This is a genomic window from Sciscionella marina DSM 45152 (assembly GCF_000379465.1).
Classification (GTDB): Bacteria; Actinomycetota; Actinomycetes; order Mycobacteriales; family Pseudonocardiaceae; genus Sciscionella; species Sciscionella marina.
The window spans coordinates 216,412-241,853 of the sequence record NZ_KB905414.1 but is presented as its reverse complement, the minus strand read 5'-3'; the positions used below and the strand labels follow the sequence as shown (position 1 = coordinate 241,853).

At 67.6% G+C, this 25,442-nt stretch carries 22 protein-coding genes, 1 pseudogene and 1 riboswitch; of the genes and pseudogenes, 10 read left to right on the top strand and 13 right to left on the bottom strand.

Features of this window, described 5'->3' with window-relative positions:
- A complete protein-coding gene (locus A37U_RS0130980) occupies positions 1 to 915 on the bottom strand; it encodes a LysR family transcriptional regulator (protein ID WP_020500563.1) in 915 nt (304 codons plus the stop codon).
- 215 nt (positions 916 to 1,130) lie between these two features.
- Here A37U_RS0130980 and A37U_RS0130975 point away from each other — a divergent pair, with 215 nt between their 5' ends.
- The 6 genes and pseudogenes from A37U_RS0130975 (at position 1,131) to A37U_RS0130955 (ending at position 6,304) form a co-directional block, all read left to right on the top strand.
- A complete protein-coding gene (locus A37U_RS0130975; protein WP_020500562.1) occupies positions 1,131 to 2,552 on the top strand; it encodes a purine-cytosine permease family protein in 1,422 nt (473 codons plus the stop codon).
- A gap of 13 nt (positions 2,553 to 2,565) precedes the next feature.
- Positions 2,566 to 2,877, top strand: a pseudogene (locus A37U_RS54045) (aldehyde dehydrogenase family protein); the annotation flags it as partial.
- Positions 2,878 to 2,980: 103 nt separating this feature from the next.
- Positions 2,981 to 3,826, top strand: coding sequence for an aldehyde dehydrogenase family protein (locus A37U_RS46250; protein WP_020500561.1), 846 nt, complete (start codon positions 2,981 to 2,983; stop codon positions 3,824 to 3,826).
- Between the two features lie 29 nt (positions 3,827 to 3,855).
- Positions 3,856 to 4,620 carry an SDR family NAD(P)-dependent oxidoreductase gene (locus A37U_RS0130965; RefSeq protein ID WP_020500560.1) on the top strand — a complete coding sequence of 255 codons (765 nt, stop codon included), beginning with the start codon at positions 3,856 to 3,858 and terminating at the stop codon, positions 4,618 to 4,620.
- Positions 4,617 to 5,432: a carbon-nitrogen hydrolase family protein gene (locus tag A37U_RS48740; RefSeq protein ID WP_020500559.1), complete on the top strand. Its 816-nt coding sequence runs from the start codon at positions 4,617 to 4,619 to the stop codon at positions 5,430 to 5,432. The genes A37U_RS0130965 and A37U_RS48740 overlap by 4 nt, the downstream gene beginning before the upstream one ends.
- 14 nt (positions 5,433 to 5,446) lie before the next feature.
- The gene (locus A37U_RS0130955) at positions 5,447 to 6,304 is read left to right on the top strand and encodes a nitrilase-related carbon-nitrogen hydrolase (protein WP_020500558.1); all 858 of its coding nucleotides are present in this window, start codon (positions 5,447 to 5,449) and stop codon (positions 6,302 to 6,304) included.
- 74 nt (positions 6,305 to 6,378) lie between these two features.
- Here the strand turns inward: A37U_RS0130955 and A37U_RS46240 are convergent, their stop codons facing one another.
- Together A37U_RS46240 and A37U_RS0130945 are read right to left on the bottom strand one after the other, a co-directional pair.
- A complete protein-coding gene (locus A37U_RS46240; protein ID WP_020500557.1) occupies positions 6,379 to 7,668 on the bottom strand; it encodes an MFS transporter in 1,290 nt (429 codons plus the stop codon).
- 10 nt (positions 7,669 to 7,678) lie between these two features.
- The gene (locus A37U_RS0130945; RefSeq protein ID WP_020500556.1) at positions 7,679 to 9,001 is read right to left on the bottom strand and encodes an alpha/beta hydrolase domain-containing protein; all 1,323 of its coding nucleotides are present in this window, start codon (positions 8,999 to 9,001) and stop codon (positions 7,679 to 7,681) included.
- Between the two features lie 124 nt (positions 9,002 to 9,125).
- On the opposite strand from A37U_RS0130945, the gene A37U_RS0130940 reads away from it, so the two are divergent.
- Complete coding sequence (locus A37U_RS0130940) at positions 9,126 to 10,211, top strand: ArsR/SmtB family transcription factor (protein ID WP_020500555.1); 1,086 nt, start codon at positions 9,126 to 9,128, stop codon at positions 10,209 to 10,211.
- A gap of 7 nt (positions 10,212 to 10,218) precedes the next feature.
- Here the strand turns inward: A37U_RS0130940 and A37U_RS0130935 are convergent, their stop codons facing one another.
- Positions 10,219 to 11,424: a M20 metallopeptidase family protein gene (locus tag A37U_RS0130935; protein WP_020500554.1), complete on the bottom strand. Its 1,206-nt coding sequence runs from the start codon at positions 11,422 to 11,424 to the stop codon at positions 10,219 to 10,221.
- 122 nt (positions 11,425 to 11,546) lie between these two features.
- Between A37U_RS0130935 and A37U_RS0130930 the strand changes: the two genes are divergently transcribed.
- Positions 11,547 to 12,590: an Lrp/AsnC family transcriptional regulator gene (locus tag A37U_RS0130930; protein WP_240437725.1), complete on the top strand. Its 1,044-nt coding sequence runs from the start codon at positions 11,547 to 11,549 to the stop codon at positions 12,588 to 12,590.
- 56 nt (positions 12,591 to 12,646) lie between these two features.
- Here the strand turns inward: A37U_RS0130930 and A37U_RS0130925 are convergent, their stop codons facing one another.
- A complete protein-coding gene (locus A37U_RS0130925) occupies positions 12,647 to 13,819 on the bottom strand; it encodes an epoxide hydrolase family protein (RefSeq protein WP_020500552.1) in 1,173 nt (390 codons plus the stop codon).
- Between the two features lie 82 nt (positions 13,820 to 13,901).
- Here A37U_RS0130925 and A37U_RS0130920 point away from each other — a divergent pair, with 82 nt between their 5' ends.
- Positions 13,902 to 14,477 carry a CGNR zinc finger domain-containing protein gene (locus A37U_RS0130920; RefSeq protein ID WP_020500551.1) on the top strand — a complete coding sequence of 192 codons (576 nt, stop codon included), beginning with the start codon at positions 13,902 to 13,904 and terminating at the stop codon, positions 14,475 to 14,477.
- 31 nt (positions 14,478 to 14,508) lie between these two features.
- Here A37U_RS0130920 and A37U_RS0130915 read toward each other — a convergent pair whose 3' ends face one another.
- The 8 genes from A37U_RS0130915 to A37U_RS0130880 form a co-directional block, all read right to left on the bottom strand.
- A complete protein-coding gene (locus tag A37U_RS0130915; RefSeq protein ID WP_020500550.1) occupies positions 14,509 to 14,871 on the bottom strand; it encodes a GNAT family N-acetyltransferase in 363 nt (120 codons plus the stop codon).
- A complete protein-coding gene (locus A37U_RS0130910) occupies positions 14,868 to 15,911 on the bottom strand; it encodes a pirin family protein (protein ID WP_020500549.1) in 1,044 nt (347 codons plus the stop codon). Before A37U_RS0130910 ends, A37U_RS0130915 begins: the two co-directional genes overlap by 4 nt.
- Before the next feature lie 167 nt (positions 15,912 to 16,078).
- Complete coding sequence (locus tag A37U_RS54040; protein ID WP_240437724.1) at positions 16,079 to 16,621, bottom strand: VOC family protein; 543 nt, start codon at positions 16,619 to 16,621, stop codon at positions 16,079 to 16,081.
- A gap of 320 nt (positions 16,622 to 16,941) precedes the next feature.
- On the bottom strand, positions 16,942 to 19,227 hold the full coding sequence (gene metE / locus A37U_RS0130900) for a 5-methyltetrahydropteroyltriglutamate--homocysteine S-methyltransferase (protein ID WP_020500547.1): 2,286 nt from the start codon (positions 19,225 to 19,227) through the stop codon (positions 16,942 to 16,944).
- 129 nt (positions 19,228 to 19,356) lie between these two features.
- A riboswitch (cobalamin riboswitch) is annotated at positions 19,357 to 19,580 on the bottom strand.
- Between the two features lie 136 nt (positions 19,581 to 19,716).
- Positions 19,717 to 20,277 (bottom strand): hypothetical protein, encoded by a 561-nt coding sequence (locus A37U_RS0130895; RefSeq protein WP_020500546.1) that lies wholly within the window; start codon positions 20,275 to 20,277, stop codon positions 19,717 to 19,719.
- A gap of 22 nt (positions 20,278 to 20,299) precedes the next feature.
- Positions 20,300 to 21,409 (bottom strand): bifunctional 2-methylcitrate synthase/citrate synthase, encoded by a 1,110-nt coding sequence (locus A37U_RS0130890; RefSeq protein ID WP_026197781.1) that lies wholly within the window; start codon positions 21,407 to 21,409, stop codon positions 20,300 to 20,302.
- A gap of 83 nt (positions 21,410 to 21,492) precedes the next feature.
- Entirely contained in the window at positions 21,493 to 22,974 is a 1,482-nt protein-coding gene (locus A37U_RS0130885; protein ID WP_020500544.1) for an MmgE/PrpD family protein, read from the bottom strand.
- On the bottom strand, positions 22,974 to 23,843 hold the full coding sequence (locus A37U_RS0130880) for a 3-hydroxybutyryl-CoA dehydrogenase (protein WP_020500543.1): 870 nt from the start codon (positions 23,841 to 23,843) through the stop codon (positions 22,974 to 22,976). Before A37U_RS0130880 ends, A37U_RS0130885 begins: the two co-directional genes overlap by 1 nt.
- 133 nt (positions 23,844 to 23,976) lie before the next feature.
- Here A37U_RS0130880 and A37U_RS0130875 point away from each other — a divergent pair, with 133 nt between their 5' ends.
- Positions 23,977 to 25,377, top strand: a complete 1,401-nt coding sequence (locus A37U_RS0130875; RefSeq protein ID WP_020500542.1) for a short-chain fatty acyl-CoA regulator family protein — start codon at positions 23,977 to 23,979, stop codon at positions 25,375 to 25,377.
- Positions 25,378 to 25,442: the final 65 nt, after the last annotated feature.

Genomic DNA, 25,442 nt, shown 5'->3' with positions numbered 1-25,442 from the left:
TCAGTCCTCGCTGCGCAGCAGCTCGCGGCAGAACGCGGCGAAGGCCTGCGCCCTGCGGGTCAGCCGCGTGTTGCGCAGATAAGCGAGGACGACGGGCAGCGGTGACACCGGGTCGAGCAAGGGGAGGGTGACGACCTGGCCACCGTCGTAGGTCGTGTCCCGGACCGGTCGCTGATTGAGGATGGAATAGCCCTGGCCGTTGGCCACGAGTGAACGCACGGTCTCATAGTTCGAGCTGCGATACCGCGGCTGCACGGACACTCCGGTGCTCGCGGTCAGGGACATGAAGTATTCCCGGCTGTGCGGCAGGTCGTAGAGCACGAACGGATCCTCGGCGAGTTCGGCGATCCGTACCCCTTTCCGCCTGGCGAACCGGTGCCGTGGTGGCACGATCACATACGGTGGCGCCACGGTGATCTGTTCGGTGGTCAGCGGTTCGGCGAGGTCCATCTCGTACATCAGCGCCAGCTCGCACTGGCCGTTCAGCAGTGCCTCCTGCAGTTCCTCGGTTTCCCCCTCGATCGCCTGCACCCGCAGATCCGGGTGCTGTTCGGTCAGCCCCGCGAACAGCCGGGGCAACAGAAACGGGGACAGCGAGAGGAAACAGCCGATCACCAGCTCGCCGCTGAGTCGGGTGCCCAATCCGCGCGCGGTCTCGGCCAGATCGTCGGCGTGCGCGAGGAAGTTCTTCAGCTCCTGCAGGAACCGGCTGCCCGCCGCGGTCAGCGAAAGCCCCTTCGCGTGGTGCCGGATCAGCAGTTGCACCTGGAGTGAATGCTCCAGCTGGGAAACCGCGGTGGAAACAGCCGACTGGGAGACCCTGAGCTGCTGGGCAGCCGCGGTCATGCTGCACGCCTCCGCGGCGGTCGCGAAGTACCGTAGCTGGACGAGAGTGAAGTTGACGTCGCCTGCCATGAAGACCTCTTCGTCGGGGTTGCCGGACGGCTCACATCATCAAATTTTTTGATGCCTAGGTCCAGTATTATGCGATTGACTGTTGATTCCCATTGAATCAGGATGACTTCTAATCCCTCTGTGGTCCAGGACACGGCAACCGATGATCCTGCGCGGCCACCGAAAATGACTACCCGTTCAGCGCTGTGTGGCGTGGCAGCAGGAAGGCTGACTCAATGGAGAGCGCTTCAGCGACCCCGACCGTGGAATCGCGGACGATCGATCAGATCCCGGAGAACGAGCGGCACGGCCGGGCGCGCGATCTGTTCACGATCTGGTTCGGCTCCAACATCATGGTGCTCACCATAGCGACCGGTGTTCTCTCGACTACGGTCTATCACCTTCCCCTTGGGTGGGCACTGGCCGGCATCCTGATCGGCAATCTCGTCGGCGGCATTTTCATGGCGCTGCATTCCGCGCAGGGCCCGCAACTGGGTGTGCCGCAGATGGTGCAGACCCGCGGTCAGTTCGGGGTGTACGGCGCCCTGATGGTCGTGGTGCTGGTGATCATCATGTATGCCGGTTACTTCGCGTCGAACCTCGTGCTCGGCGGGCAATCCCTGCATGTCGTGGCGCCGGTTCTCTCGGTGCCCGCGGGAATCGTGATCGTCGGCGTGGTCAGCGTCGCGGCCACGATATTCGGGTACAAGCTGATCCACACCTACAGCAAGGTCATGACGATCGCGGCGGGATTGGCGCTACTGCTGGCGTTCTGCTGGGTACTGTTCGTCCACGGGGTGCCCGCCGATCTGTTCGGCCGCGGCAGCGTCAGCCCCACCGGGCTGCTCGGCACGATCTCCGCCGCGGCACTGTGGCAGATCGCCTACGCGCCCTATGTCTCGGACTACTCGCGCTATATGCCGAAGGGAACCGGTGCCAAGCCCGCGTTCTGGGCCACCTACGGCGGCTGCGTGCTCGGTTCGGTGCTGCCGATGGTGCTCGGTGCGCTTGTCGGGGTGATCGTCGGCGGGGACGATCCGGTCGCCGGGCTCGCCCAGCTCACCCCGGGCATCAGCACGGTGGTGCTGATCGTGTTCTCCGTCGGGGTCGCCAACACCAACGCGATGAACCTGTACTGCGGGGTGCTCTGCGTGATCACCGTCGGGCAGACGCTGCGCCGCAACTGGGTTCCGCGGGCCGGTGGGCGTGCGGTGGTCGCGGTGATCGTGTTCGCCGCGGCACTGCTGCTCGCGCTGGCCGGCAAGGACAACTTCCTCGTCGTATACGAGAACTTCATCGCGTTGCTGCTGTACGTGCTGACCCCGTGGACCGCGATCAACCTCGTCGACTACTACCTGGTGCGGCACGGCGAGTACGACGTGCAGTCGTTCTTCCGCGCGGACGGCGGTATCTACGGGCGCTTCAACGGTGCCGCGATCGCCGCGTACCTGCTCGGCATCGTCATCCAGGTGCCGTTCTTCTCCAGCAGCCTCTACACCGGGCCCATCGCCGGACTGCTCAACGGGGTGGACATCTCCTGGATCGTCGGGCTCGTGATCACCTGCCCGTTCTACTACCTGGTCGCGCGGTACACGCGGCGGCGGGCGAATCCGCTCGGTGAAGCCGCTTTCGCCGGTGACTCCAGCTCGGCTTCGTGAAGGAGGCAATCGCATGACCGAGGAAATAGCCTTGACCGACCGCACCCACGAGCAGTGGGCGAAACTGGCCGCGGAGTTCCGTCCCGATGCGGCAGCGTTCATCGACGGTGTCCGTACCGGTGCGGAATCGGGGCGGAGGTTCGCCTCGATCAACCCGGCGACCGAGGCGAACATCGCCGATGTCGCCCGGTGCGCGGACGCGGACGTCGACCGGGCGGTGCGCTCGGCCCGGGCCGCGTTCGAGCGCGGCGACTGGTCCCGCGCCGATCCGGCGACCCGCAAGGCCGCGCTGCTGCGGCTGGCCGACCTCATCCGGGCCAACACGGAAGAGCTGGCGCTGACCGAATCGCTGGACATGAGCCGAGCAGTCGCCGCTTTCCGCGCTGCGGCTGGGCGAACTCGCCCTCGAAGCGGGGATCACCGCCGGGGTGCTCAACGTCGTCCCCGGTTACGGCGAGGAAGCGGGCCAGGCGATCGGTCGGCACCCGGACATCGACTGCGTGGCGTTCACCGGTTCCGGCGAGGTGGGCAAACTGCTGCTGGAATACGCCGGACAGTCCAATATGAAACAGGTCTGGCTGGAATGCGGCGGAAAGAGCCCGAACATCGTGTTCGCGGACGCCGGTGATCTCGACGAGGTCGCCGAACTGGCCTGCTTCGGGATCTTCGCCAATCAGGGCGAGGTCTGCTCGGCCAATTCCCGGCTCCTGGTGCACGAATCGATCGCCGATGACCTGTTGCGGCGCATCGCCGAACGGGCCGCGAAGATCCGCCCCGGCGATCCGCTCGACCCGGAGGCGACCATGGGCGCGCTCGTGGACGCCGGGCATGCCGACCGCGTGCAGCGTTATATCGACCAGGCGCGCTCATCCGCCGAACTGCTGCTCGGCGGCAACCGGGTCGCCGTCGACGGCCGGGGCGCCTTCATCGAACCGACCGTCTTCGACCGGGTACCGGCCGGTTCCCCGCTGGCCACCGAGGAAGTCTTCGGGCCGGTGCTCGCGGTGCAGCGGTTCACCGATGAGGACGAGGCGGTGCGCCTGGCCAACGACAGCGTCTACGGCCTCGCCGCCTCGGTGTGGACCCAGGACATCTCGCGGGCGCACCGGATCGCCGACCGGTTGCGCGTCGGCACCGTTTCGCTGAACACCGTGGACGCGCTGAATCCCATCACCCCGTTCGGCGGCGTCAAGCAGTCCGGTTTCGGCCGGGATCTCTCGCTGCACTCACTGGACAAGTACACCGCGTTGAAGACGACCTGGCTGAAGTACTGAGCCGGACCGAGATACCAAGGAGACCGATAGTGCGAGGACTCGAAGAAAAAGCCGCGTTCGTGACCGGTGCGGGATCGGGCATCGGGCGTGCCTGCGCGCTGCGCCTTGCCGAGGAAGGCGCCACCATCGCCGTGGTGGACATCCGGCGGGACGCCGCCGAGGAGACCGCGAAGACCATCGAGGCCGCGGGCGGCACCGCGGTGGCCGTGGAATGCGATGTGGCCTCCGGGGCCGCGGTGGCCGCGGCCGTCGAGCGGACGGTGCAGGCACTCGGCGGGCTGAACGTGATCGTCAACGCCGCCGGGATCCTGGCCGCCGAAGGCGATGTCGTCGCGTGCTCGGAAGACGACTGGGACCGGGTCATGGCGATCAACGTCAAGAGCATGTACCTGACCGGGAAGCACGGGGTTCCCGCGATCCTGGCCGCCGGTGGGGGAGCGATCGTGAACATCGCCTCGGTCTTCGGTTTCACCGCGCTGCCGGACGAATGCGCCTACGACGCCTCGAAGGGCGCGGTGCTCAACCTCACCAGGCACATGGCCGTGCAGTACGCGACCTCCGGGATCCGGGTCAACGCGATCTGCCCGTCCGACTGCGACACCCCGCTGCTGAACGCGCTGCTCAGCGACGGCGATGTGGAGGCGGAGAAGGCCAAGCTCGCCGAACCGATCCCGATGGGCAGGCTGGCCAAGCCGGAGGAGATCGCCTCCGGGGTGGCCTTCCTTTCCTCGGCCGATGCCGGGTTCGTCACCGGTGTCGCGCTCCCCGTGGACGGCGGATTCCTCGCTCGATGAACACGGCGCAACCGGTCACCGTCGGCATCGCCCAGTGGGCTCCGGTTCCCGGAGATCCCGAGTACAACGAAACCGTTGCCACCGAAGCGATCGGCACACTCGCGGGGCAGGGATGTTCGGTTGTCGTGCTGCCCGAACTGTGGGCCTGCGGCTACCGGAACGAATCGCTGCCCCGCGATGCCACGGCCGTCGCCGAACCGCTCGACGGGCCACGGGCGCGCCGGTTCGCCGCACTCGCCGCGAAGCACGGGATACTGCTGTGCGCCGGAACGTTCGTCGAATCCGCGGGCGAACTGCTGTACAACACCGCGCTCGTCTTCGATTCGACCGGCGAACTCGTACTGGCGCAACGGAAAGTGCACCTGTATCCCCCGGGCGGGGAACCCGGTGTGTTCGCCGCGGGCAGCCGGTTCGAGACCGTGGACACCGCCGAACTCGGCCGCATCGGCTGCGCCATCTGTTTCGACGGCGATTTCCCCGAGACCGCGAGGGAACTTGCCGCCGCCGGTGCCGGTGTGGTGCTCGCCCCCGCGGCCTACGAGGTGGACGCGGAATCCTGGTGGGACACCCTGTATCCGGCACACGCGATCACCAACGGCCAGTGGTGGATCATGGCCAACCAGCAGTGCGGTCCAGGGGTTCCGATGCTGGGCGGCAGCCGCGTGATCGCCCCGGACGGGCGCACCGTCGCGGCCGCCGCACGCGGCACCGGCGAAGCGGAACTGCTCCGGGCCCGGATCGACGTGGCCGCGGAACACGAGCGGGTCGCCGCGGTGGTGCGGTTGCTGGCGCCCCGGCACGCCATCGACTGATCAGGAGGCATGCCATGGCGATCAACGTCGCGGTCACCCAGATGTCCTGTACCGACCGGCAGAGCGAGAATCTCGACCGCGCCGAACGGCTCATCCGGTACGCCGCCGCGCACGGCGCGCAACTCGTGCTCCTCCAGGAATTGTTCGCCGGGCCGTACTTCTGCCAGCAACAGGATCCGGTCCACCTCGCACGCGCGTGCGAGGCGGACCGTTCGCCGGTCCTCACCCGGATGCGCTCGCTGGCGGCCGAACTCGGCGTGGTGCTGCCGGTCAGCTTCTACGAGCGAACACCGAATGCGCTGTTCAATTCCGTCGCGATGATCGACGCCGATGGCAGCCTGCTCGGCGTCTACCGGAAATCCCATATCCCGGACGACCCCGGCTACTTCGAGAAGTTCTACTTCTCCGAGGGGGACACCGGTCTGCTCGTCTGGCACACCGCCGTCGGCCGGATCGGCGCGGGAGTCTGCTGGGACCAATGGTTCCCCGAAGCGGCCCGGGTGCTGACACTCCGAGGCGCGGACCTGCTGCTCTACCCGACCGCGATCGGCAGCGACCCGCTGTATCCGGGCGGCACACCCATGCCCCAATGGCGGCGCTGCATGCAAGGACACGCGGCCGCCAACTTCATCCCGGTGCTGGCGAGCAATCGGACGGGCACAGAATCCATTGTGGACGGTTGCAGCCTCGAATTCCTCGGCAACTCCTTCATCGCCGACCACCACGGGGAAATCCTCGCCGAGGCCGGGGAACACGGCGAAGAGGTACTGGTGGCTCGGCTGAACCTCGAGCGGGCGCGCGAGGAACGCTACATGTGGGGCCTGTTCGCGGACCGCCGCCCGGAGCTCTACACGGCGCTCACCGCGCGCTGACCGGTTCCACTTCCGGGAACCGGGCGGCCACGAACTGGCGGTGTGGGTTCCCGTCCAGTACCGACCGAGGCCGTTCACCGCACCGCCGCGCGCACGACCTCCCGGGGCCTGCTCCGGCCGAGCCGTGCGGCGCAGCAGACGCTGACGGTGCTGATGATCGCGGTGGCGATGAGCCAGAAGCTGGGCGCCAGTGCGGTTCCGGTGAGCTGGATGAGCCCGGTCGAAATGAGCTGGGTGCAGCCGCCGAACAGGGCGAGCCCGATGTTGTAGCCGATGGAAAGCCCGGTGCTGCGGATATGGGTGGGGAATATTTCCGCCTTGAACGCGGTGTTCGGCGCGGTGTAACAGGATTTGATGAGGGCGATCAGCGCCATGACGGTGATCATGACCGGCAGCAGCGGGTTCGTGGTCAACAACAGGAACAGCGGGAGGATGGTGACGGCGAGGCCGATGCTGCCGATGACCATGACCCGTACCCGGCCGAATCGGTCGGAGCAGTGCCCGGCGACCGGATCGGCGACCACGGAGACCGTGTAACCGACCACGGCGGCCAGGAAAGTCGCGGACGACGGCATGCCGAGCTCGCGGACGCTCATCGTCGGCATGTAGGTGACCAGGTAGCTGCTCGAGGAGGAGAACGCGACGAGCCCGATGACCAGGAGCATGCGGGTTTTCTGGGTACTGAACACCTCGCGCAGCGGGTGTCGCCGGACTTCGGTGCGGGCGGCGTGGTATTCGGCGGAGTCGCGCAGTTTCCGGCGCAGGTAGTAGCCGACCGGGCCGACGAGCACACCGAAGGCGAGCGGGATCCGCCAGGCCCAGGCGTCGAAGACGGTATCGGGCAGCGCCGCGGTGAGCACGGTGAGCAGCACCGCGGCGAGCAGGCTGGCGATCGACTGGCTGGCGATGACCCAGCTGCCGAAGAACCCGCGCCGCGCCGGATTCCGTTCGATCAGGAACGAGGCGGCGCTGGAGAACTCGCCGCCGTAGGAGAATCCTTTGATCAGCAGCGCGAGAAACATGCCGATCGGAGCCAGCACCCCGATACTGGCGTAGCTGGGCATGAACGCCATGAGCACGGTGCCGATGAACATCAGCTTGATGCACAACGAAAGTGCCGGGATGCGGCCCCTGCGGTCGGCGTACACGCCGAGGACGATCGCCCCGAACGGTCGGATCAGGAAGGAGACGCCGAAGGTGGCGACCGAGGCGAGCAGAGAAAGCGCCGGATTGCTCGCCGGGAAGTACTTTTCCGCGATCACCCCGGACATGAGCGCGTACACGGAGAACGCGTAGTTCTCCATGCCGTGTCCGATGGTGGCCGCGGCGACATCGCGCACGGTGGTGCGGGCGGAAGCGGACATGGGGCTGACCTCAGTTCGGGGCGGGAACGGGCGCGCGGCGGATCTCCTCCGCGTCGATGGGCAGATAGGTGCCTTCGTGGATGTATTCCTCGAGGCGGGCCGCGACGGCGCGCCGGTAGCGTTCGCCGTCCCCGTAGAGGCGGCGGAGTTTATCCGCCGGGAACGGGGTTTCGTTGCCGTGGTACCAGCTCGGGCGCCCGACCGGGGTGGCCGCGACGAGCGTGGACACCGGTACGTCGGTGTAGGTGGTGCGCAACCCGCCGAGGGCGTTGCCGTGTTCATCGCGGACGAGTTCCTCGGTGCCCGCAACGGTTTCCAGGACCTTGCCCGGAGGCGGCGGGGTACCGTGCTCGCTCCAGTCGAGCAGCGCCTGCCACAGCGCGTGGTAGACGTGCCCGTTCGGGAAGGTGCTCCACCGCGCGGCCTCCGGCAGCGGGCAGTGGGCCAACCGGGCGCGATCCGCCGCCGACATGTACCGGGTCTCCCGGTGCGCCATCCCGGCGACCTCGTAGAGCCGGAACAGCGGACCGTCCGCGCGCCGGTGAGTCAGGCCACGCACCTGGCCGGAAACCCCGCAGGGTTCCCGGACGGACTGGAATTCGGCCTCGCCGAGTACCTCGATCACCGGGGCGTCGATGTCCGGAAGCGCGGGACCGCCGGAAGCGCCGGGCAGGTAGCCGTCGAAGACCGGGTATTCCGCGTGGTGGTTGCCGATGAACTCGCGCACCACGCCGCCGGTCTGCGAGATCCCGCCGAAGAAGATTTTCCGGGCGGCGAAGCCACATCCCGGGAGTCCCGCGCGCAGGGCGCGGGCGGTGGCGGCGATGATCTCCGGCGACTGCGGGGTCGCCGCCCGCCAGCGGGCCATGAACGCGTCGTAGCGTGCGGCGAGCTCTTCGCGGCCCAGCCCAGGCTCGAACGGGATGCTCGCGGCGAAATCCTTGGCGTGTTCGCCTTCCAGGAACCGGAACGAGCGGTACCGCTCCGGAGCCGAGGCCGCGACGAGCCCCATCGCGGACGGTGCCTGCGAATCGATCTCCACCCAGACGTGGTTGCCGCGCATGACGAACCGGTTGATCGCCCGCCATACCGAGGTACCGCCCCAGATGTGGCTCACCTCGGTGATCGCGGTTCCGCTGCACCGGCGCACATCCGCGGGCCTGCGCACCAGGATCCGGGTGCCGAACCCGGCGCCCGCGGCCGTGCCCTCCACGAGGTATTCCTCCTGCACGTAGTCGTACTCCGCGAGCCGGTCCAGCCCGTACGGTTCGAGCACATGCGCCCGGGAGGTCTCCGTTTCCGTGATCGGTCCGGAAAGCACGGCATCGGGCATCGGTTCACCTCACGTCGGTTCAGCGGTACAGCGAGGGAGTATGGCAACCGACTGCCCGGAATCGGATGGATGTTTACCGCACCTGAGACAAACATCGGCGCAGTGGTGATGGTTGGATACGTTCGTGGCTGTCGTACTCGATCTGCACGGGATCCGCCCGGAATCGGTCCGGACCCGATGCGATGCGGCCGCGGAACTGATGGCCTGCCTGCATGTGCTCGCCGAACCGGGCCACCACCCCGATCGGGCGCGCTGGGTGCGCGAGGTGCGTGCGGGCCTGCCCGAGTGGTTCGCGGTGGAGCTCGGCCGCCTGGAACCGTTGTGGGCGCGATTCCGGACCCGGCTGCTGCTGCCGCTGACCGCGGACGGCAGCGGTGAGCTGGACGAGGCGGTCGCCGCGCTGGAGCGGTTGGATGTCGATGTGTTCACCAGATTGTGCGCCGACGCGGTGCACGGATTCGCGCAGAGTTGCCCGTGGGAGCTCGACGATGCCGGGGGAGCGCGCGAATTCGTGCGCGCCTGCAACAATCGCTCGCCCGCGCGGGGAGCATTGGCCGCGGCACTGGTCGCCGATCCGGAACGAGTACGCGAACGGTTGCTGTCCGTACTGCTCGGTGCCGGGGAGCTGTTCTTCGGTGCCCTGTGGCCGCGATTGCGCTCAGCCATGCGGGGTTCCGTCGAGCTGCTCGGCGAACGGGTGCGCACCGGCCCGCTTCCGCTCGTGGTCAGTTCACTGTCCCCGACCGCGGAGGTCGACAACGCCGCGCAGACCGTGCGGTTCGAGAAACTGCAGTCCGCACGGTTTTCCCTGACCCGGCGGGAACTGGTCCTGGTCCCCACCCGGTTCGGTCACCCGCATTTACTGGTCAAGGGTGAGTCCGAACCGGGAATGAACCTGCCGGTACTGGTTCAGTTCCCCGCCGAGCACACCGAGGAAGACAGTCTCGAACAGGTGCGGGCCCGGCTGCTGGCGCTCACCGATCCGGTGCGGCTCGGGTTGTGCCGTCACCTGATCAACGAATCCTGCACCACGACGGAATTGGCCACTCGCACCGGAATGAGCCCGCAACAGGTGTCCCGGCATCTGCGCAAATTGCGGGACGCGGGGCTGGTCATCGGCGAGCGGCAGGGGAGATCCGTGCGGTACCGGATCGTGCTCAGCAAGCTGTACGGGCTCGGCCACGACCTGGTCACCCGAATCGTTCGTTGACCGGGATTCAGCAGGCCAGCCGTCCGGCAGCGAGTCCGGCCAGCAACGCGGCGCCCTGGCTGGTCATCGATCCGTCGAACCGGGCCTTGGGGGAGTGGTTGGCCGGAACAAAGGCGGGATCCGCATCCGGGATGTGGGCGCCGAGGAACAGCAGCGCGCCGGGCACCTCCTGCAGCACCCTGGAGAAGTCCTCGGATCCCTGGGTGGGATGGTCCGGGCTGTCGAATCGCTGCTCGCCGAACAGTTCCCTGGCCACGTGCGCGCTGAACTCGGCTTCGGCGGCATCGTTGACCGTGGCCGGATAACCGGGGACCAGCCGCATTTCCACCGAAACCCCGTGTGCCGCGGCGATTCCCTCCAGGTAGCGGCCGAACACCTCGCGCAGCCGAGGCTCCAGATCGGCATTGGTGGTGCGCACCGTCGCCTCGAAAGAGGCCGTGTCGGCGATGATGTTCGCCGAGGTGCCACCGGAGAGCCTGCCGACCGTGACGATCACCGAGGAGAACACGTCGAACGAACGGGTCACCGCGGTCTGCAGGGTGCTGACCATCTCGGCGGCGGCGACGACCGGATCCCTGCCCTCGTGTGGGGTCGCGCCGTGCCCGCCGGTGCCGTGCACGGTGACCTCGAGGGTGTAGGAAGCGAACAGGGTCGTCCCGGCCCGCCCGGAAACCAGTCCCGCGGGCAGGCGGTGCGGCACCACGTGCAGCGCGTAGGCGTGGTCCGGGCGCCGCCCGGCTGCCTCGAGCAGACCCTCCCCGAGCATCACCCGGGCCCCGTCGTAGCCTTCCTCGCCGGGCTGGAACATGAACACGACATTCCCGGCGAGGCGATCCCGGTGGGCACTGAGCAGGCGTGCCGCCCCGACCAGCCCCGCGGTGTGCAGATCGTGGCCGCAGGCGTGCATCGCGCCGTTGGTGGCGGCGAAGTCCTCCCCGGAACTTTCCGGAATCGGCAGCGCGTCCATATCGCCGCGGAGCAGCACCGTGCTCGGCTCCCGCCCATCGGCAGGTTCGACGGTGCCGCGCAGCACGGCGGTGACCGAGGTGGTCTCGGTTCCCGTGGTGACCTCCAGCGGCAGTCCGCCGAGCTCCTCGAGGACGTGCTCCTGGGTGCGCGGCAACTCCAGGCCGACCTCGGGGATCCGGTGCAGTTCCTCGCGCAGCCGGACCAGATCGGGCCGCATCTCTTCCGCGTCGTCGAGCAGGTCCACGAGCCCTCCTTCATCGGTTCACGCTGTCCGGCCGTATTCTGGAACGACACCCGCGAAAACCTGACCGATCGACGGATATGATCACTGAATCCACTGACCAGCAAGAAATCGATCACGATGATGTGAACGAGGACGATCTGGCGCTCATCCACGCCTTGCAGCTGCGGCCCCGCGCCGCCTGGACGGTGCTCGCCCCGGTGCTCGGCAGTTCACCCACCGCGCTCGCCCAGCGCTGGCAGCGGTTGCGGGCGGCCGGACTTGCCTGGGTGACCGCCTATCCGGTGCACGGGGCGCTCTCCGGGGACGCGGTCGTCGCGCTGGTCGAGGTGGACTGTCTTCCCGGATCCGTGGACGAGGTGGCGGCGCGGGTGGCACGCATGCCCCGGGTGCACAATCTCGAACACGCCGCGCAGGGCAGGGATCTGCTGCTGACCGTGTCCGCCGGTACGTTCGGGGAACTGTCCGCGCTGCTGCTCGACGAGCTGCGCGCTATGCCGGGAGTGGCCACGGTCCGCTCCCACCTCGGCGCCCGCATGCACATCGAGGGCAGTCAGTGGCAGCTCGACGCGCTCGACCGGGGACAGCGCGAGGCGATCCTGCGATCCGGGCAGCGCGACCGTGCCCGGCCGGACGAGCCCGTCTACCTGCGTTCCCGGGTGTTCGAACCGCTGGTGACCGCGCTGGCCTACGACGGAAGGGCCACCGCGGCCGAGCTCGCCCAGCGGCTGGACCGCCCGGCATCGACCGTGCGCCGCCAGCTCGCCGCGCTGCTCGGCTCCGGGGTGCTGCGGCTGCGCTGCGAGATCGCCCAGTTGCATACCCGCTGGCCGATGCACGCGGTGTGGTGGTGCCGGTTACCGGTCAGCGCACTGCCCGAGACCGTGGCCCGGTTGCGCGAGGATCCCCGGATCCGGCTGTGCATGTCGGTGACCGGTTCGGCGAGCCTCGTGGTCAACGCGTGGACCGCCGACCTGGCCGATCTTCTTTCCCTGCAGGACGTTCTCGAACGGCTGCTGCCCCCGGGCGGGATCGTGGACGGTTCGGTCATCCTGCGCACGAGCAAACGGGTCGGCTGGCTGATGCATCCGGACGGGCGCTGTACCGGCGAGGTGATTCCGTTGCCGGGCCCACCTTCAGCAGCACCGATCCGGCGAGCACCTCGATGAGCGCGGGGGATGCCGGAGGCCTTCGAGGGGCTTCCGGCTCGCACCGTTGGGTGCGTTCACCGATGAGCGGCCAGAACCGCCGCGAGCCCTTCGCGTAGATCCTCGACGAAATATCCGGGAACCTCCAGTGACGGGAAATGTCCCCCGCTTTCGGGTGTCTTCCACCGGACGATCTGCCGGTACCGTTCCCGCGCCCAGGGCCGCGGGCACTTCTCGACATCGCGGGGATACCCGGTGATCGCCGCCGGGACGTCGACCCGGAGTTCGGGGTCGAGCGAATCGTGGCTCTCGTAGTAAATGCGGGCCGCTGATGCGCCGCTTCGGGTCAGCCAATACAGGGTGACGTCGTCCAGAATCCTGTCCCGGGACATCGTCTCGAACGGGCTGTCCTCGGTGTCCGACCACTCGGCGAATTTGTCGAGGATCCAGGCGAGCAGTCCGACCGGTGAGTCGACGAGCGAGTAGCCGATGGTCTGCGGCCGGGCCGCCTGCTGCTTGGCGTACGCCGCGCGGTGCTGCCAGAAATCATGGGTTTCCTCGGCCCATCCGCGCTCGATCGTCGTCAGTCCCTCCGTCGGCAGGCCGGGCGGTCCCTGCGCGAACAGGGTGTGGATGCCCAGAACGTGTTCCGGGAACCTGCCGCCGAGAATCGTGGTGATGTTGCCTCCCCAGTCGCCGCCGTGGGCGAGGAATTCGCCGTAGCCGAGCCGTCTCATCAGTTCCACCCAGGCGGCCGCGATCTTTTCGGTTCCCCACCCGGTGGTGTTCGGCTTGTCGCTGTACCCGAAGCCCGGCAGCGAGGGAATCACGACGTGGAACGCCGGCGCGGCGGCGTCTTCCGGATCTGTCAGCTCGTCCACCACATCGATGAACCGGACGACGCTGTCCGGCCATCCGTGCGTCAGGAGCAGCGGAGTGGCATCCGTGCGCGCGGACCGGCGGTGCAGGAAATGGATTCCCAGCTCATCGATGGTCGTGCGGAACTGGCCGATCCGGTCGAGCCGGTCTTCGAACGATCGCCAGTCGTATCCGGTGCGCCAGTAGTGCACGACATCGAGGAGATCGGCGAGCGGAACACCCTGATCCCATCGGCGTGGATCGGGTGCGCGGCGATGGACCGTCTCGGTTTCCGGCAGTCGCGCGGCGGCCAATCGCGCGCGCAGATCCTCGAGTTCGGCGTCGGTCGCGCGGGCTTCGAATGCGTGCACGTCGCTGGTGAGGGTGGGCATGAAACCTCCTGACCTAGGAAGAACCGGCTAAGATGGTTCTAGCATGCCGGTATCTCGGTGTGCAACCGGCTAAGGTGGTTCCATGCGTGCTGAGTTCCCTGACTTCCGTCTCGGTACCGTGCTGGCGACCAGCTTCACGGCGACGCTGACGGAGCGCCGTGGCGATGCCGTGGAGCGCATTCCCACGCCGCGGCGACTCGTCGACTGGCTGGCGGTGAGCGGCCTCGCGGTGGATTCGTGTACCGCCGCCCAGCTCGAACTCGCCAGGGAACTGCGGGAGGCGATGCACGCCGCCGCGACCGCGGCCGCGGTCGCGGATCCGCTTCCCGCGCCTGCTGTCCGGATCATCAACGACCGCAGCATTCAGGGGCGGGCCGCGGCCGTACTGACGCCCGAGGGCGATCGGCGATGGCGGCTCGGCTCGGCGTCCCGCGTGGAGGATGCCCTCAGCGTGATCGCCGCCGACGCGGTCAGCATCATCGCAGGCGAACGAGACGGAAGGCTGGCCTTGTGCGCCTCACCGACCTGTCAGGCCGCCTTCTTCGACACCAGCCAGAGTCGCACCCGCAAATGGTGCGACATGAACACATGCGGGAACCGGCAGAAGAAGGCGCGCTTCCAGGCCGGCCAGCGCAAGAACTCCGGATCGGTGAAATGATCGACACCCGTTCCCTACCGGGCAGGGCCGGTCACCCCTGCTGTGCGTGCACCGCGCGATGATGCTCGGGATCGGGTGTGACGACATGCCCGGCGTACTCGGGATGTTTCGGTAGCCACGCGGCGACATAGGGGCAGACCGGAACGATGCCGTATCCCTTGGCGATGGCGTCTTCGACGACAGTGCGCACCAGGAATGCGGCGAGTCCCCGCCCGCCGTACTCCTCGGAGACGCCGGTGTGGAACAACACGCGATGGGTGCTTCCGGGGTTCTCCACATCGACGTAGGATTCCTCGCCGATGGCGTTCCGGGCCGGGCCCGCGGCGTCGAGATCGATGAGTACATAACGCGACTCTTCGGGTCGTTCGCGTACCTCGAAGCGGTTTTCGGTCATGATCGCCTTCCCTGCCCGGGTGTGTTCTCGGTACCGGTGTGGTTCTGTCCGCGTGGCCGCAGCCGTACCGCGGGCAGCTCGGGTGCGGGAAGCGGTGGCCGCTGGCCGCTCGGGAACCGTCCGAACAGCGAGGGTTTACCGGCGTCTGCCGGATGCCCGGCTTCGAACCCGAGCTCGGCTTGGTAGCGGCGGCGGAATTCGGCGATCTCCTCGTGGCTGCGAGCGACGAAGTTCCACCACATGACGATCTGCTCGTCGAGCGGGATCCCGCCGAGCAGCACCGCACGTGCGCCCTCGGGACCCGCGGTGAGGCTGAGCGTGTCCGCGCCCGGTGGCACATAAGCCAGGCTGCGGTGTTCCGCGCGGATCTGGTTGACCGTGATCTCCCCGGTCTCGGCGAGCAGCCCGTATTCGAAGTCGGCCCGGACGTTCAGGAATACCGATGCGCCGGGGTCCAGCAGCAGTTCGGCACCGAGCAGTTCGGGGGTGCGGGTGGCGACCGGGGAAACCGAACCGAGCAGTTCGCCGAGAAAGATCCGTGCGGTCAGGCCAGGTGCATGCACGGGCTCCGGCGTGTAGTGCTCGAATCCGTTCTCGGTGAATCGCGTTGCCTCGGGAAGTGCGTACCAGAGCTGGACGCCGTGCAGGGTGCGGGTGTCATCGCTGCTGATCTCCTGGTGGGTGATGCCTTGTCCGGCGATCATGAGGTTCAGCTCGCCGGGCAGTACCGCGGCCGTGTTCCCGCCGGAGTCCAGATGGTCGATGCGGCCGGTGAACAGCCACGAGACCGTTGCCAGGCCGGTGTGCGGATGCCTCGGTACCTGCATGCCGCCGGTGGCCGAGACGTCGTCGGGCCCGTAATGATCGAGGAAACACCAGGCACCCACCAGCGAGCGGGTCCGTTGCGGCAAGGTCCGGTACACGGTCATGGCGCGTGGCCCGCCCAGCGGGACCAGGCGCGGCTCGAGGATATCGACCGCCGTGCACGGCTGCCCGGAATCGAGTACCGACAGGTGGGGATGTTCGTCGAGATTGCTCATCGGATCAACTTTCCCGCGGAATCGCGTGGGCGCACCGGATGTTCACTGAGGATGGAGATGCGGTTGAACGCATTGATCGGTACCGCGATCCCGTGCGGACCGGACCTTGATGGACTCCGTCTCCCGGACACTCAGTCCCCGCCGGAGGGCGGCGTCGCGTATCGCGGTCACCGGACAGTGTCGCCGTACATCTCGCCGAGCGGATCGGAGATCGGCTCGATGCGTGCGCCGTCCGGATCACGGGAATACACCGAAACCTTACTGTGCATCTCGTGTTCGATCCCCGCCTCGTCGAGCTTGGCGACCAGGCGGTGCCACTGTCCGGGTTCCACCGAGATGGCGATGTGGTGCAGCCCGCCGAGTACTTCCGCGTACGGGTCGTCATCCGGCCAGGCGCATCCTGGGCAGTCGAAACCACGATCGCCGTGGTTCACGGTGAGTATCGCGCGCGAACCGCGCACCGGCTCCCGTTCGCGCGCCGGCACGCCGAGAACCGAATGGGCCGTACCCCGGCCCGCGGCGGGATGTTCGTAGGGGCGCTGGCACCAGCCTTCGGCTCTCGGACCGTAGCCGCCCTGGCACAGACCATTCGGCATGAGTCCCGCTACCGCGGCCGCTCCCGGTTCGGCGCCGGGAGCGGTCTTTCGCCGCGCGGTGCTCGACGGGGTGTGCGCACCGGTTGTTTCGTAATGGCATTCGTGGCTGTCCACACCCACTCCTGTTCGACGAGGGGACACCACAGAATGTAATAGCGGTGGCGCTTCCGCAACCGCAGCAGCCTGGCTCACTGTTCACAGGAACGACACCGGCACTACTCCGATACCTCTGTCTGCACCCGCCGGTTGTCCGGGTCCGGGAAAGAATCGGTTTGCGCCAAGGGAAATGTCGCCCCGGGGCGACGTGTTCCGGATCGCCGGGACCGTGATCCGGCCGGATGTCGAAGCGACCGCATGCATCGGGGACGTGCTGGATCTCCGGGTGGTGTGGCCGGGGCCGGCGAGTTCGAGGAGACCGCCCCGGCCACACGTCTTTACCCGGTTGTGGACCGCGCCGTTTTGGTGGCGTCGACGATGTGCTTCAGCGCGGCTTCGACTTCCTGGTAGCCGCGTGTCTTGAGGCCGCAGTCGGGGTTGACCCACAGCCGGTCGGCGGGCACGGCGTCGAGGGCGGCGCGCAGCAGCCCCGTGACTTCTTCGGTGCTGGGCACGCGCGGTGAATGGATGTCGTACACCCCGGGCCCGACGCCGCGGGCGAAGCCGACGGCGTTGAGGTCCTCGAGTACTTCCATCCGGGAGCGCGCGGCCTCGATGCTGGTGACATCGGCTTCGAGGGCGACGATGGCGTTGATGACATCGCCGAACTCGGAGTAGCACAGGTGCGTGTGGATCTGAGTGCGGTCCTGCACACCGGAGGTGGCCAGCCGGAACGCGGTGACGGCCCAGTCGAGGTATTCCTGGTGCTCTGCCGAGCGCAGAGGCAGCAGTTCGCGCAGTGCGGGTTCGTCGACCTGGACGACGCCGATCCCGGCGCTTTCGAGATCGCCGACCTCGTCGCGGATGGCGAGAGCGACCTGTTTGGCGGTGTCGGCGATCGGCTGGTCGTCCCGGACGAAGGACCAGGCCAGGATGGTCACCGGTCCGGTGAGCATGCCCTTGAGCGCTTTCTGGGTGAGTCCCTGCGCGTAGGAGGCCCATTCGACGGTCATCGGCTTGGGACGGGAGACGTCGCCGAACAGGATCGGCGGGCGGACGCAGCGCGATCCGTAGGACTGCACCCAGCCGTTGGCGGTGCTGATGAACCCTTCGAGGTGCTCGGAGAAGTACTGCACCATGTCGTTTCGTTCGGGTTCGCCGTGCACCAGCACGTCCAGGCCGATCGCTTCCTGCAAACCGACGACGCGGCCGATCTCCTCGCGCATCCGCTGCTCGTAGGCGGCTTGGTCGATCTCGCCCTTGCGCAGCGCGGCGCGTGCCTTGCGCACATCGGTGGTCTGCGGGAAGGAACCGATCGTGGTGGTCGGCAGCACCGGAAGCCCGAGTGCCTTCTGCTGCGCGGTCCGCCGTTGCTCGTACGGAGCGCGTTCGGTGTCCTCGGGGCTCAGCGCCGCCAGCCGGGACCGCACGGCCTTGTCGCGCACCCGGTCGGCTCCGGCCCGGTCGGTGATGGGCGCCCGCGCCTCGGCGAGTTCCGCGGCGACGGCGTCCTTGCCCTGGCGCGCCGCCTTGCCGAGCAGGACGACCTCGCGAACCTTCTGCGCGGCGAACGCCAGCCAGGTCTTCACCTGGGGATCGATCTCCTCGGCCGTCACGTCGTAGGGGACGTGCAACAGCGAGCAGGAGGTGCCGACCGCGAGCTCACCGACCGCTTTCCCGGCCTTGTCGAGGACATCGAGTGCCTGGTCGACGTCGGTGCGCCAGATGTTGCGCCCGTCGACGACCCCGGCGACGACCGTCTTCTTTTTCAGCGCCCCGGTTTTCGCCAGCTTGTCCAGCGCGTCCGTGCCCGCGACGAGGTCCAGGCTGATCGCTTCGACGGGGGCCTCGGCGAACGCCGGGAGCGCCTCGCCGAGCTCACCGAAGTATTCGGTGAGCAGGATCTTGGGGCGGTTGCCGAGCTTGCCGATCGTGTCGTAGGCGCGGCGCAGCGCGGCGAGCTCGTCCGCGGTCCGGTCGGCGGCGAAGGCGGGCTCGTCCAGCTGTACCCATTCGACCCCGGCCGCGTGCAGTTCGCCGAGCAGTTCCACATAGCGTTCGAGCAGCGCGTCGAGTTTGTCGAGCGGCTTGAATCCGTCACCGGCGTCCGCGGCGGGTTTGGCGAGTAGCAGGAAAGTCAGCGGGCCGACGAGTACCGGTCGTGTGGTGACGCCGAGTTTTTCGGCTTCCCGGTATTGTTCGAGCACGGTCCTGTCGTGGACGGAGAAGCTCGTCTTCGGACCGATTTCGGGAACCAGATAGTGGTAGTTGGTGTCGAACCATTTCGTCATTTCCAGCGGCGGAACCGACTCCACGCCGCGGGCCATCGCGAAATAGGTGTCGAGCGAGCCGAGACCCAGCTTCGTGTAACGCTCCGGAATCGCCCCGAAGGTCACCGCCGTGTCCAGCATCTGGTCGTAGTAGGAAAACGTGTTGCCGGGAACCGAGTCCAGTCCGGCATCGCGCAGCGAGAGCCAGGTGTCCTTGCGCAGTGCCTGGGCGACCCCGCGTAGCTCTGCCTCCTCGATACGGGACGACCAGTACCGCTCCAGGGCCCGCTTGAGTTCGCGGTTGGGGCCGATTCGGGGATATCCCAAGACGGTCGATCCGATGCTGCTGGTCAACGCCCTCTCCTCAGGTCGACGAAACAAACCGACCGGGGCCACACGGATTTTCCGCCGACCGTGGGCAAGGCGCGCGCCACGAATCGCCCGGAGTGCCCTCCCGCGAGGCCTCGGACACCGCTCCGCACGCTGCGGAACGTACCGGTGGCAGGTCTTCGGACTCACGGACATTCCCGGTCCCGGGGTTCCTACTCACCGCGGCTTCCCAGGCCCGTGCGGGCCCAGTGCCTTTCGCGGTTTTCGTTTCCGCTTACCGCTGCGGGGCAGTCCCGGAATCGCACCGGGTTCCCTCTTGCCTCGCCGAATCCGTTGTTGCTCACCGGTTCCGGCGAACCACCAGCAATTCCACAGGCTACTGCCTCATCCGCTGTCCGCAAATAGGTGCAGGGGTGAATATCTCGTCAGCGGTCGGTCATATGCACCGCACCAACAGCGATTTCCGCCCTGCCACGAACGTCGGAGAGATGTCGGTCACATTCGAATTTCGCGTCATGAGGGCACTGCGATCGTCGAGCAGTGCAGGACGCGAAGCCGGGCGAGCAGATCGCCCGCCAGGTGCACCCCTGGTTCCTCGGCAAGGGACCGGCAGCTGAACAGCGGCCGGCAACCGCGCTGCCGGTGCAGCTGGAGCTGTCGATCCTCGGTAACCGCAACGGCTTCGCGAACCTCCACGCTGCCGGGTAGGTCGGCGTGGTCTCGTGCGGCGCGCAGCCGCTCGGCTTGGTCCACCGAATCGGCCCGGTATTCCCGTGACCATCCCTCGAGCACCAGGATGTGTGCCACCGGTGGCCAGGCGCGATGCTGCGTGATGTCCGGCTCGGTGTCGCGCAACTGGTCGAGTTCGGCACACAGTCGTGCCGGGTGCCGGTCGAGGGGCAGTTGTTCGACCCAGCAGCGCTCGGGGGTGTTCCTGCTGAACACCCGGTACAGCGAAGGTGCGTTGCGGTCCCAGCCGAGCTGGTGGTGCATCGCCTCGGTCGCGATCAGCTGGGTGGCGATACCGCCGAGTAGACCGGTCAGCCCGTGCTCGCGGAGCGTTGTCCAGGCCATGTTCGGTTTCCTCCTTGACTGTTCAGTGCATGGTGCGCGGGGGAAGGCCGGTGTAGGTGCTCGAGGGGCGGATCAGGCTGTTCGCCGCGAGCTGCTCGTTGATGTGCGCCGTCCAGCCGGTGATCCGGGCGGCGACGAAGATCGGTGTGAACACCGGCGTGTCGAAGCCCATGAGGTGATAAGCGGGACCGGCCGGGTAGTCGAGATTGGGGTGCAGCCCGGTGCGCGCGTGTACGGCCCCGGCCAACGCTTCGTAGAGATCGAGCAGCCGGTGTCCGTCCCGTAGTTCGGCCACGGTCTGCAGGGCGCGGCGCATCATCGGGACCCGGGAGTCGCCGTGTTTGTAGACCCGGTGCCCGAAGCCCATGACCTTGCGCTTCTCGGCCAGTGTGCGGTCCAGCCAGGGTTCCGCGTTCGCGGCCGCGCCGATTTCCTCGAAGGTGGCCGATACCGCTTCGTTGGCGCCGCCGTGCAGGGGTCCTTTCAGCGCCCCGATGGCCGCGGTGACCGCGCTGTAGAGGTCGGAGAGGGTGGAGGTCACCACGCGGGAGGTGAAGGTGGAGGCGTTGAAGCTGTGCTCGGCGTAGAGGATCAGCGAGGTCTCGAAGGCATGGACGATGGCCGGTTCCGGGACCGTGCCGAAGGTCAGGTACAGGAAGTTCTCCGCATAGCCGAGGTCCTCGCGCGGGGCGAGCGGGAGCAAGCCGTGGCGGCGGCGCTGGGTCAGCGCGACCATGCTCGGCAGGGCGGCGAACAACCGCAGCGCCTTCGCGTGGCCGGCCTCGGGGGTGTTGTCCGTATTCGGGTCTTCCGCGCCGAGGATGCTGACCGCGGTGCGCAGCATGTCCATCGGGTGCGCGATCTCCGGCAGGGCGAGCAGTGTGGCGACCACATCCCGGGGCAGTGCGCGGTGGGCGCGTTCGATTCGTTGCTGGGTGGCCAGTTGTTCCCCGGTCGGGAGCTCGCCGTGCCAGAGCAGGTGGGCGACCTGTTCGAAGCTGGCGTTCGCGGCGAGGTCCTGCACCGGGTAGCCCCGATAGGTCAGCGAGTTGGTGTCCGAGTTGACCTCGGAGATGGTGGTGGTGTCGACGACCACCCCGTCTAGTCCTTTATGGACGGTTGGTGCGGACATGGGTGTCCCCTTGTCGGAATTCGTTCCGCATCAGATACGGAAAGCGGTTTGATTCTCGGTCGCGATTTTGTCGGTGTGCCGCATCAGAAGATTCCTCTCGTCGTGGACGCCGGGTCGAGGGCCGCGGGCAGGGCGAGCTCGCCCAGTTCGGCGGCGTCGAGTTCGGGCAGCCGGGTCACGGTGTCCAGAAACCGTTCCTGGTCCTGTTCCGTGACGACGCCTTCGGCCAGGGCGCGGAACTTCGCCGTGTACTGCTGCCTGGCGAACGGGCGGGCACCGGACGGGTGGGCGTCGGCGACCGCGATCTCGTCGGTGAGGGTGGATCCGTCGGCGAGGGTGATCTCCACGCGTCCGCCGAAGGCCGGTTCGGGTTCGTGGTAGCGGCGGGTCCATTCGGGGTCCTCGACGGTGCTGATCTTCTGCCACAGCCGCACGGTGTCCGGGCGGGTCGCGCGCTCGCGCGTGTAGGAGTGTTCGTGATGCCAGCTGCCGTCCTGTAGGGCGACCGCGAAGATGTACGGGATCGAGTGATCCAGGGTTTCCCTGCTGGCTTCCGGATCGTATTTCTGCGGATCACCCGCCCCGGAACCGATGACGTAGTGGGTGTGGTGGCTGGTGTGGATGACGACGCGGTCGATCTTGCCGAGCTCTCCGATGCGCGGGCCGAGCCTGCGCGCGAGATCGATCAGCGCCTGACTCTGGTACTCGGCCGAATGCTGTTTGGTGTAGCTGTCCAGGATCGCGGCCTTGGGTTCACCGGGTGCGGGCAGGCCGACGGTGTAGCTCGCCTCCGGCCCGCCGAGCAGCCAGGCGATCACCCCGTCCTCGCCCTCGTAGATCGGGCTCGGTGCGCCTTCCCCGCGCATTGCCCGGTCCATCGCCTCGATCGCGGTCTTGCCCGCGAACGCCGGTGCGTAGGCTTTCCACGAGGAGATCTCGCCCTTGCGGGATTGGCGGGTGGTCGTCGTGGTGTGCAGGGCAGCCCCGATGGCCTGGTACACGGTCTCGGTGTCCAGTCCGAGCAGCGCACCGAGACCGCCCGCGACCGACGGCCCGAGGTGGGCGATGTGGTCGATCTTGTGCTCGTGCAGGCAGATCCCGCGCACCAGGTCGATCTGGAGCTCGTATCCGGTGGCGATCCCGCGCACCACATCCGTCCCGGAGCGCCCGGTGTGCTGGGCGACCGCGAGGATCGCCGGGATGTTGTCGCCGGGGTGCGAATACTCCGCGGCGAGGAAGGTGTCGTGGTAGTCGAGCTCGCGCACCGCGACCCCGTTCGCCCACGCGGCCCATTCCGGGCCGTACCGGCCGGGCACGCCGAACACGGCCGCCCCCGGGGTTGCGGGATGGGCAAGGGCCTGCTCGCGCGCCGTACGGACCGGCCTCCTGGACAGTGCGGCCGCCGCCACGGCGGCATTGTCGATCACCCGGTTGATCACCATCTCGGTGACCTCCGCGGTGACCGGAACCGGATCGGTGGCCACCGCGGCGAGCTTCCAGGCCAGCTGCTCGGTGCGCGGCAGCGCCTCGGCGGATCGGTAGGTACGAACAGTGTGGTCGATCATCACTTTCCCTCGTGTACGTAGAAACCACGACCGGACTTGGTGCCGAGCAGCCCCGCGTCGACCATCCGCAGCAATAGCGGCGGCGGTGCGTACAGCGCCTCCTTGAACTCCGCATACAGCGAGTCGGCGATCGCTGCCACCGTGTCCAGCCCGATCAGATCGGTCAGCCGCAACGGGCCCATCGGGTGCGCGGTACCCAGCTGCATGCCACGATCCACATCGGCGGCACTGGCGAAGCCGGACTCGACCATCCGGATCGCCGAGAGCAGATACGGCACCAGCAAAGCGTTCACCACGAACCCGGCCCGGTCCCCGGCCCGCACCGTCTGCTTACCGAGCGTCTCGGTGACGAAATGCTCCGCGCGGTCCGCGGTGGACGGACTGGTCAGCAACGAATCCACGACCTCGACCAACGGCATCACCGGTACCGGATTGAAAAAATGCAATCCGACCACCTGCTGAGCCCGGCCGGTCGCCATCCCGAGCCGCATGATCGGAATCGAAGACGTGTTGGAAGCCAGAATCGCGCCCGGATGCTCGACCACCTTGTCCAGGGTGGCGAACAGCTCGGTCTTGACCTGCTCATCCTCGGTGGCCGCCTCGATCACCAGCTGCCGGTCGGCCAACTCGCCGAGATCGGTGACAAAGCGCAACCGCCACGCCGCGCGCTCGGACTCGCCACGATCGAGTTTGCCCGCCCGCACCGCACGGTCAAGCGAGCCGAGGATCCGCTCCCGCCCCGCCTTCGCGGCATTCTCGGCACGCTCGCAGACCAGCACATCCAGCCCGGCACGTACACACACCTCGGCGATCCCCGCCCCCATCTGCCCGGCACCGACCACACCGACCCGGGCGATTTCCCCACTCATTGGCTGCCTCCTGTGAACCTTGTGGCGATCTGGACCAAGCTTGGCACCACCGGAGAGTGCTTCACTATGGTTATGGGCAGTGAATTGTTGTGAATGTTCCGCCATAGTCTGTAATAGTTGTTAAAGTCATTTCATGGACAAGACGTATGCGGGCGCGCGGTTGCGTCAGCTGCGGGAGAACCGCTCGATGAGCCAATCCGAGCTGGCCAGGCTGCTGGAGATCTCGCCGAGCTACGTGAACCAGCTCGAACACAACGGCAGGCCGCTGACGCTGCCGATCCTGCTCAAGCTCACCGAAACCTTCGGCGTGGACGCGGACTTCTTCGCCCCCCAGGACACCGCGCGGCTGATCGCCGACGTGCGCGAGGTGTTCGCCGACGACACCGTCGGCGGCGCCGTCTCCGCCGCGGGTATCGACGAGCTCACCACCAAACTGCCCGAGGTCGCGGGCACCCTGGTCGCGCTGCACCGCCGGTACCGGGAAGCCGTGGAGAACATCGCCACCCTGGTTGCCGAGCAAGGCTTGGATCGCACCGCTGCCCAGCAGCCGCACGAGCAGATCCGGGACTGGTTCTACCAGCGCCGCAACTACGTCGCCGCACTCGACGTACCCGCCGAGACATTGGCCACCGAACTACGGCTGCATCCCGGAGAGGTGCGCGCTGGCCTGATCTCCAGGCTGCGTGAACGGCACGGCGTGCGTGTCGTCAGCGAACACCTCGGTGTCGATCAGCACCGATACGAAGCACGCGGCAGGGTGCTACGGCTGTCCGCGACGCTGCGCCCCGGTCAGGCAGCGTTCCGGCTCGCCTCCGAACTGGCCCTGCTGGAGGCGGGGGAGGTGATCGACCGGTTGGTGGCCGAGGGGAACTTCACCGACGAGACCGCGCGACGGTTGGCGCGGACCGGGCTGGCCAACTACTACGCCGGGGCGCTGATCCTGCCGTACCGGGCCTTTCTCGGTGCGGCAGAACGGCACCGTTACGACATCGCCCGGCTCTGCGAAGAGTTCGGCGTCGGGTTCGAAACCATCTGCCACCGGCTGTCCACCCTGCAACGGCCACGCACCCGCGGCGTGCCGTTCTCGTTCGTCCGGGTGGATCGGGCGGGCAACATCTCCAAACGCCAGTCCGCCACCGGATTCCACTTCTCCCGCGTCGGCGGTTCGTGTCCACTGTGGATCGTCTACGAGGCCTTCAGCGCACCGGGCCGGATCCTGACCCAGATCGCCGAATTGCCCGACGGCAAGCAGTACTTCTGGATCGCCAGGACCGTCACCCGAGCCACCGGCGGGCACCGCGACCCCGCCAAGACCTTCGCCATCGGACTCGGCTGCGAACTGCGGCACGCCCACAGACTCGTCTACGCCGACGGTCTCGACCTCGGTGCGAACGCCGTCGCCACCCCGATCGGCATGGGCTGCAAGGTCTGCGAACGCCCCGCCTGCCCGCAACGCGCCTTCCCCGCGATCGGAAAACCACTACGCGCCGACGAACACGGCAGCAGCCTCATACCTTATCCGCCAACGGAATGACCACGGTCGCTGGTTTCGGTGTGGTCAGAGCTCCCACACTGATCCGCACGGAGAACCGTAGCCTG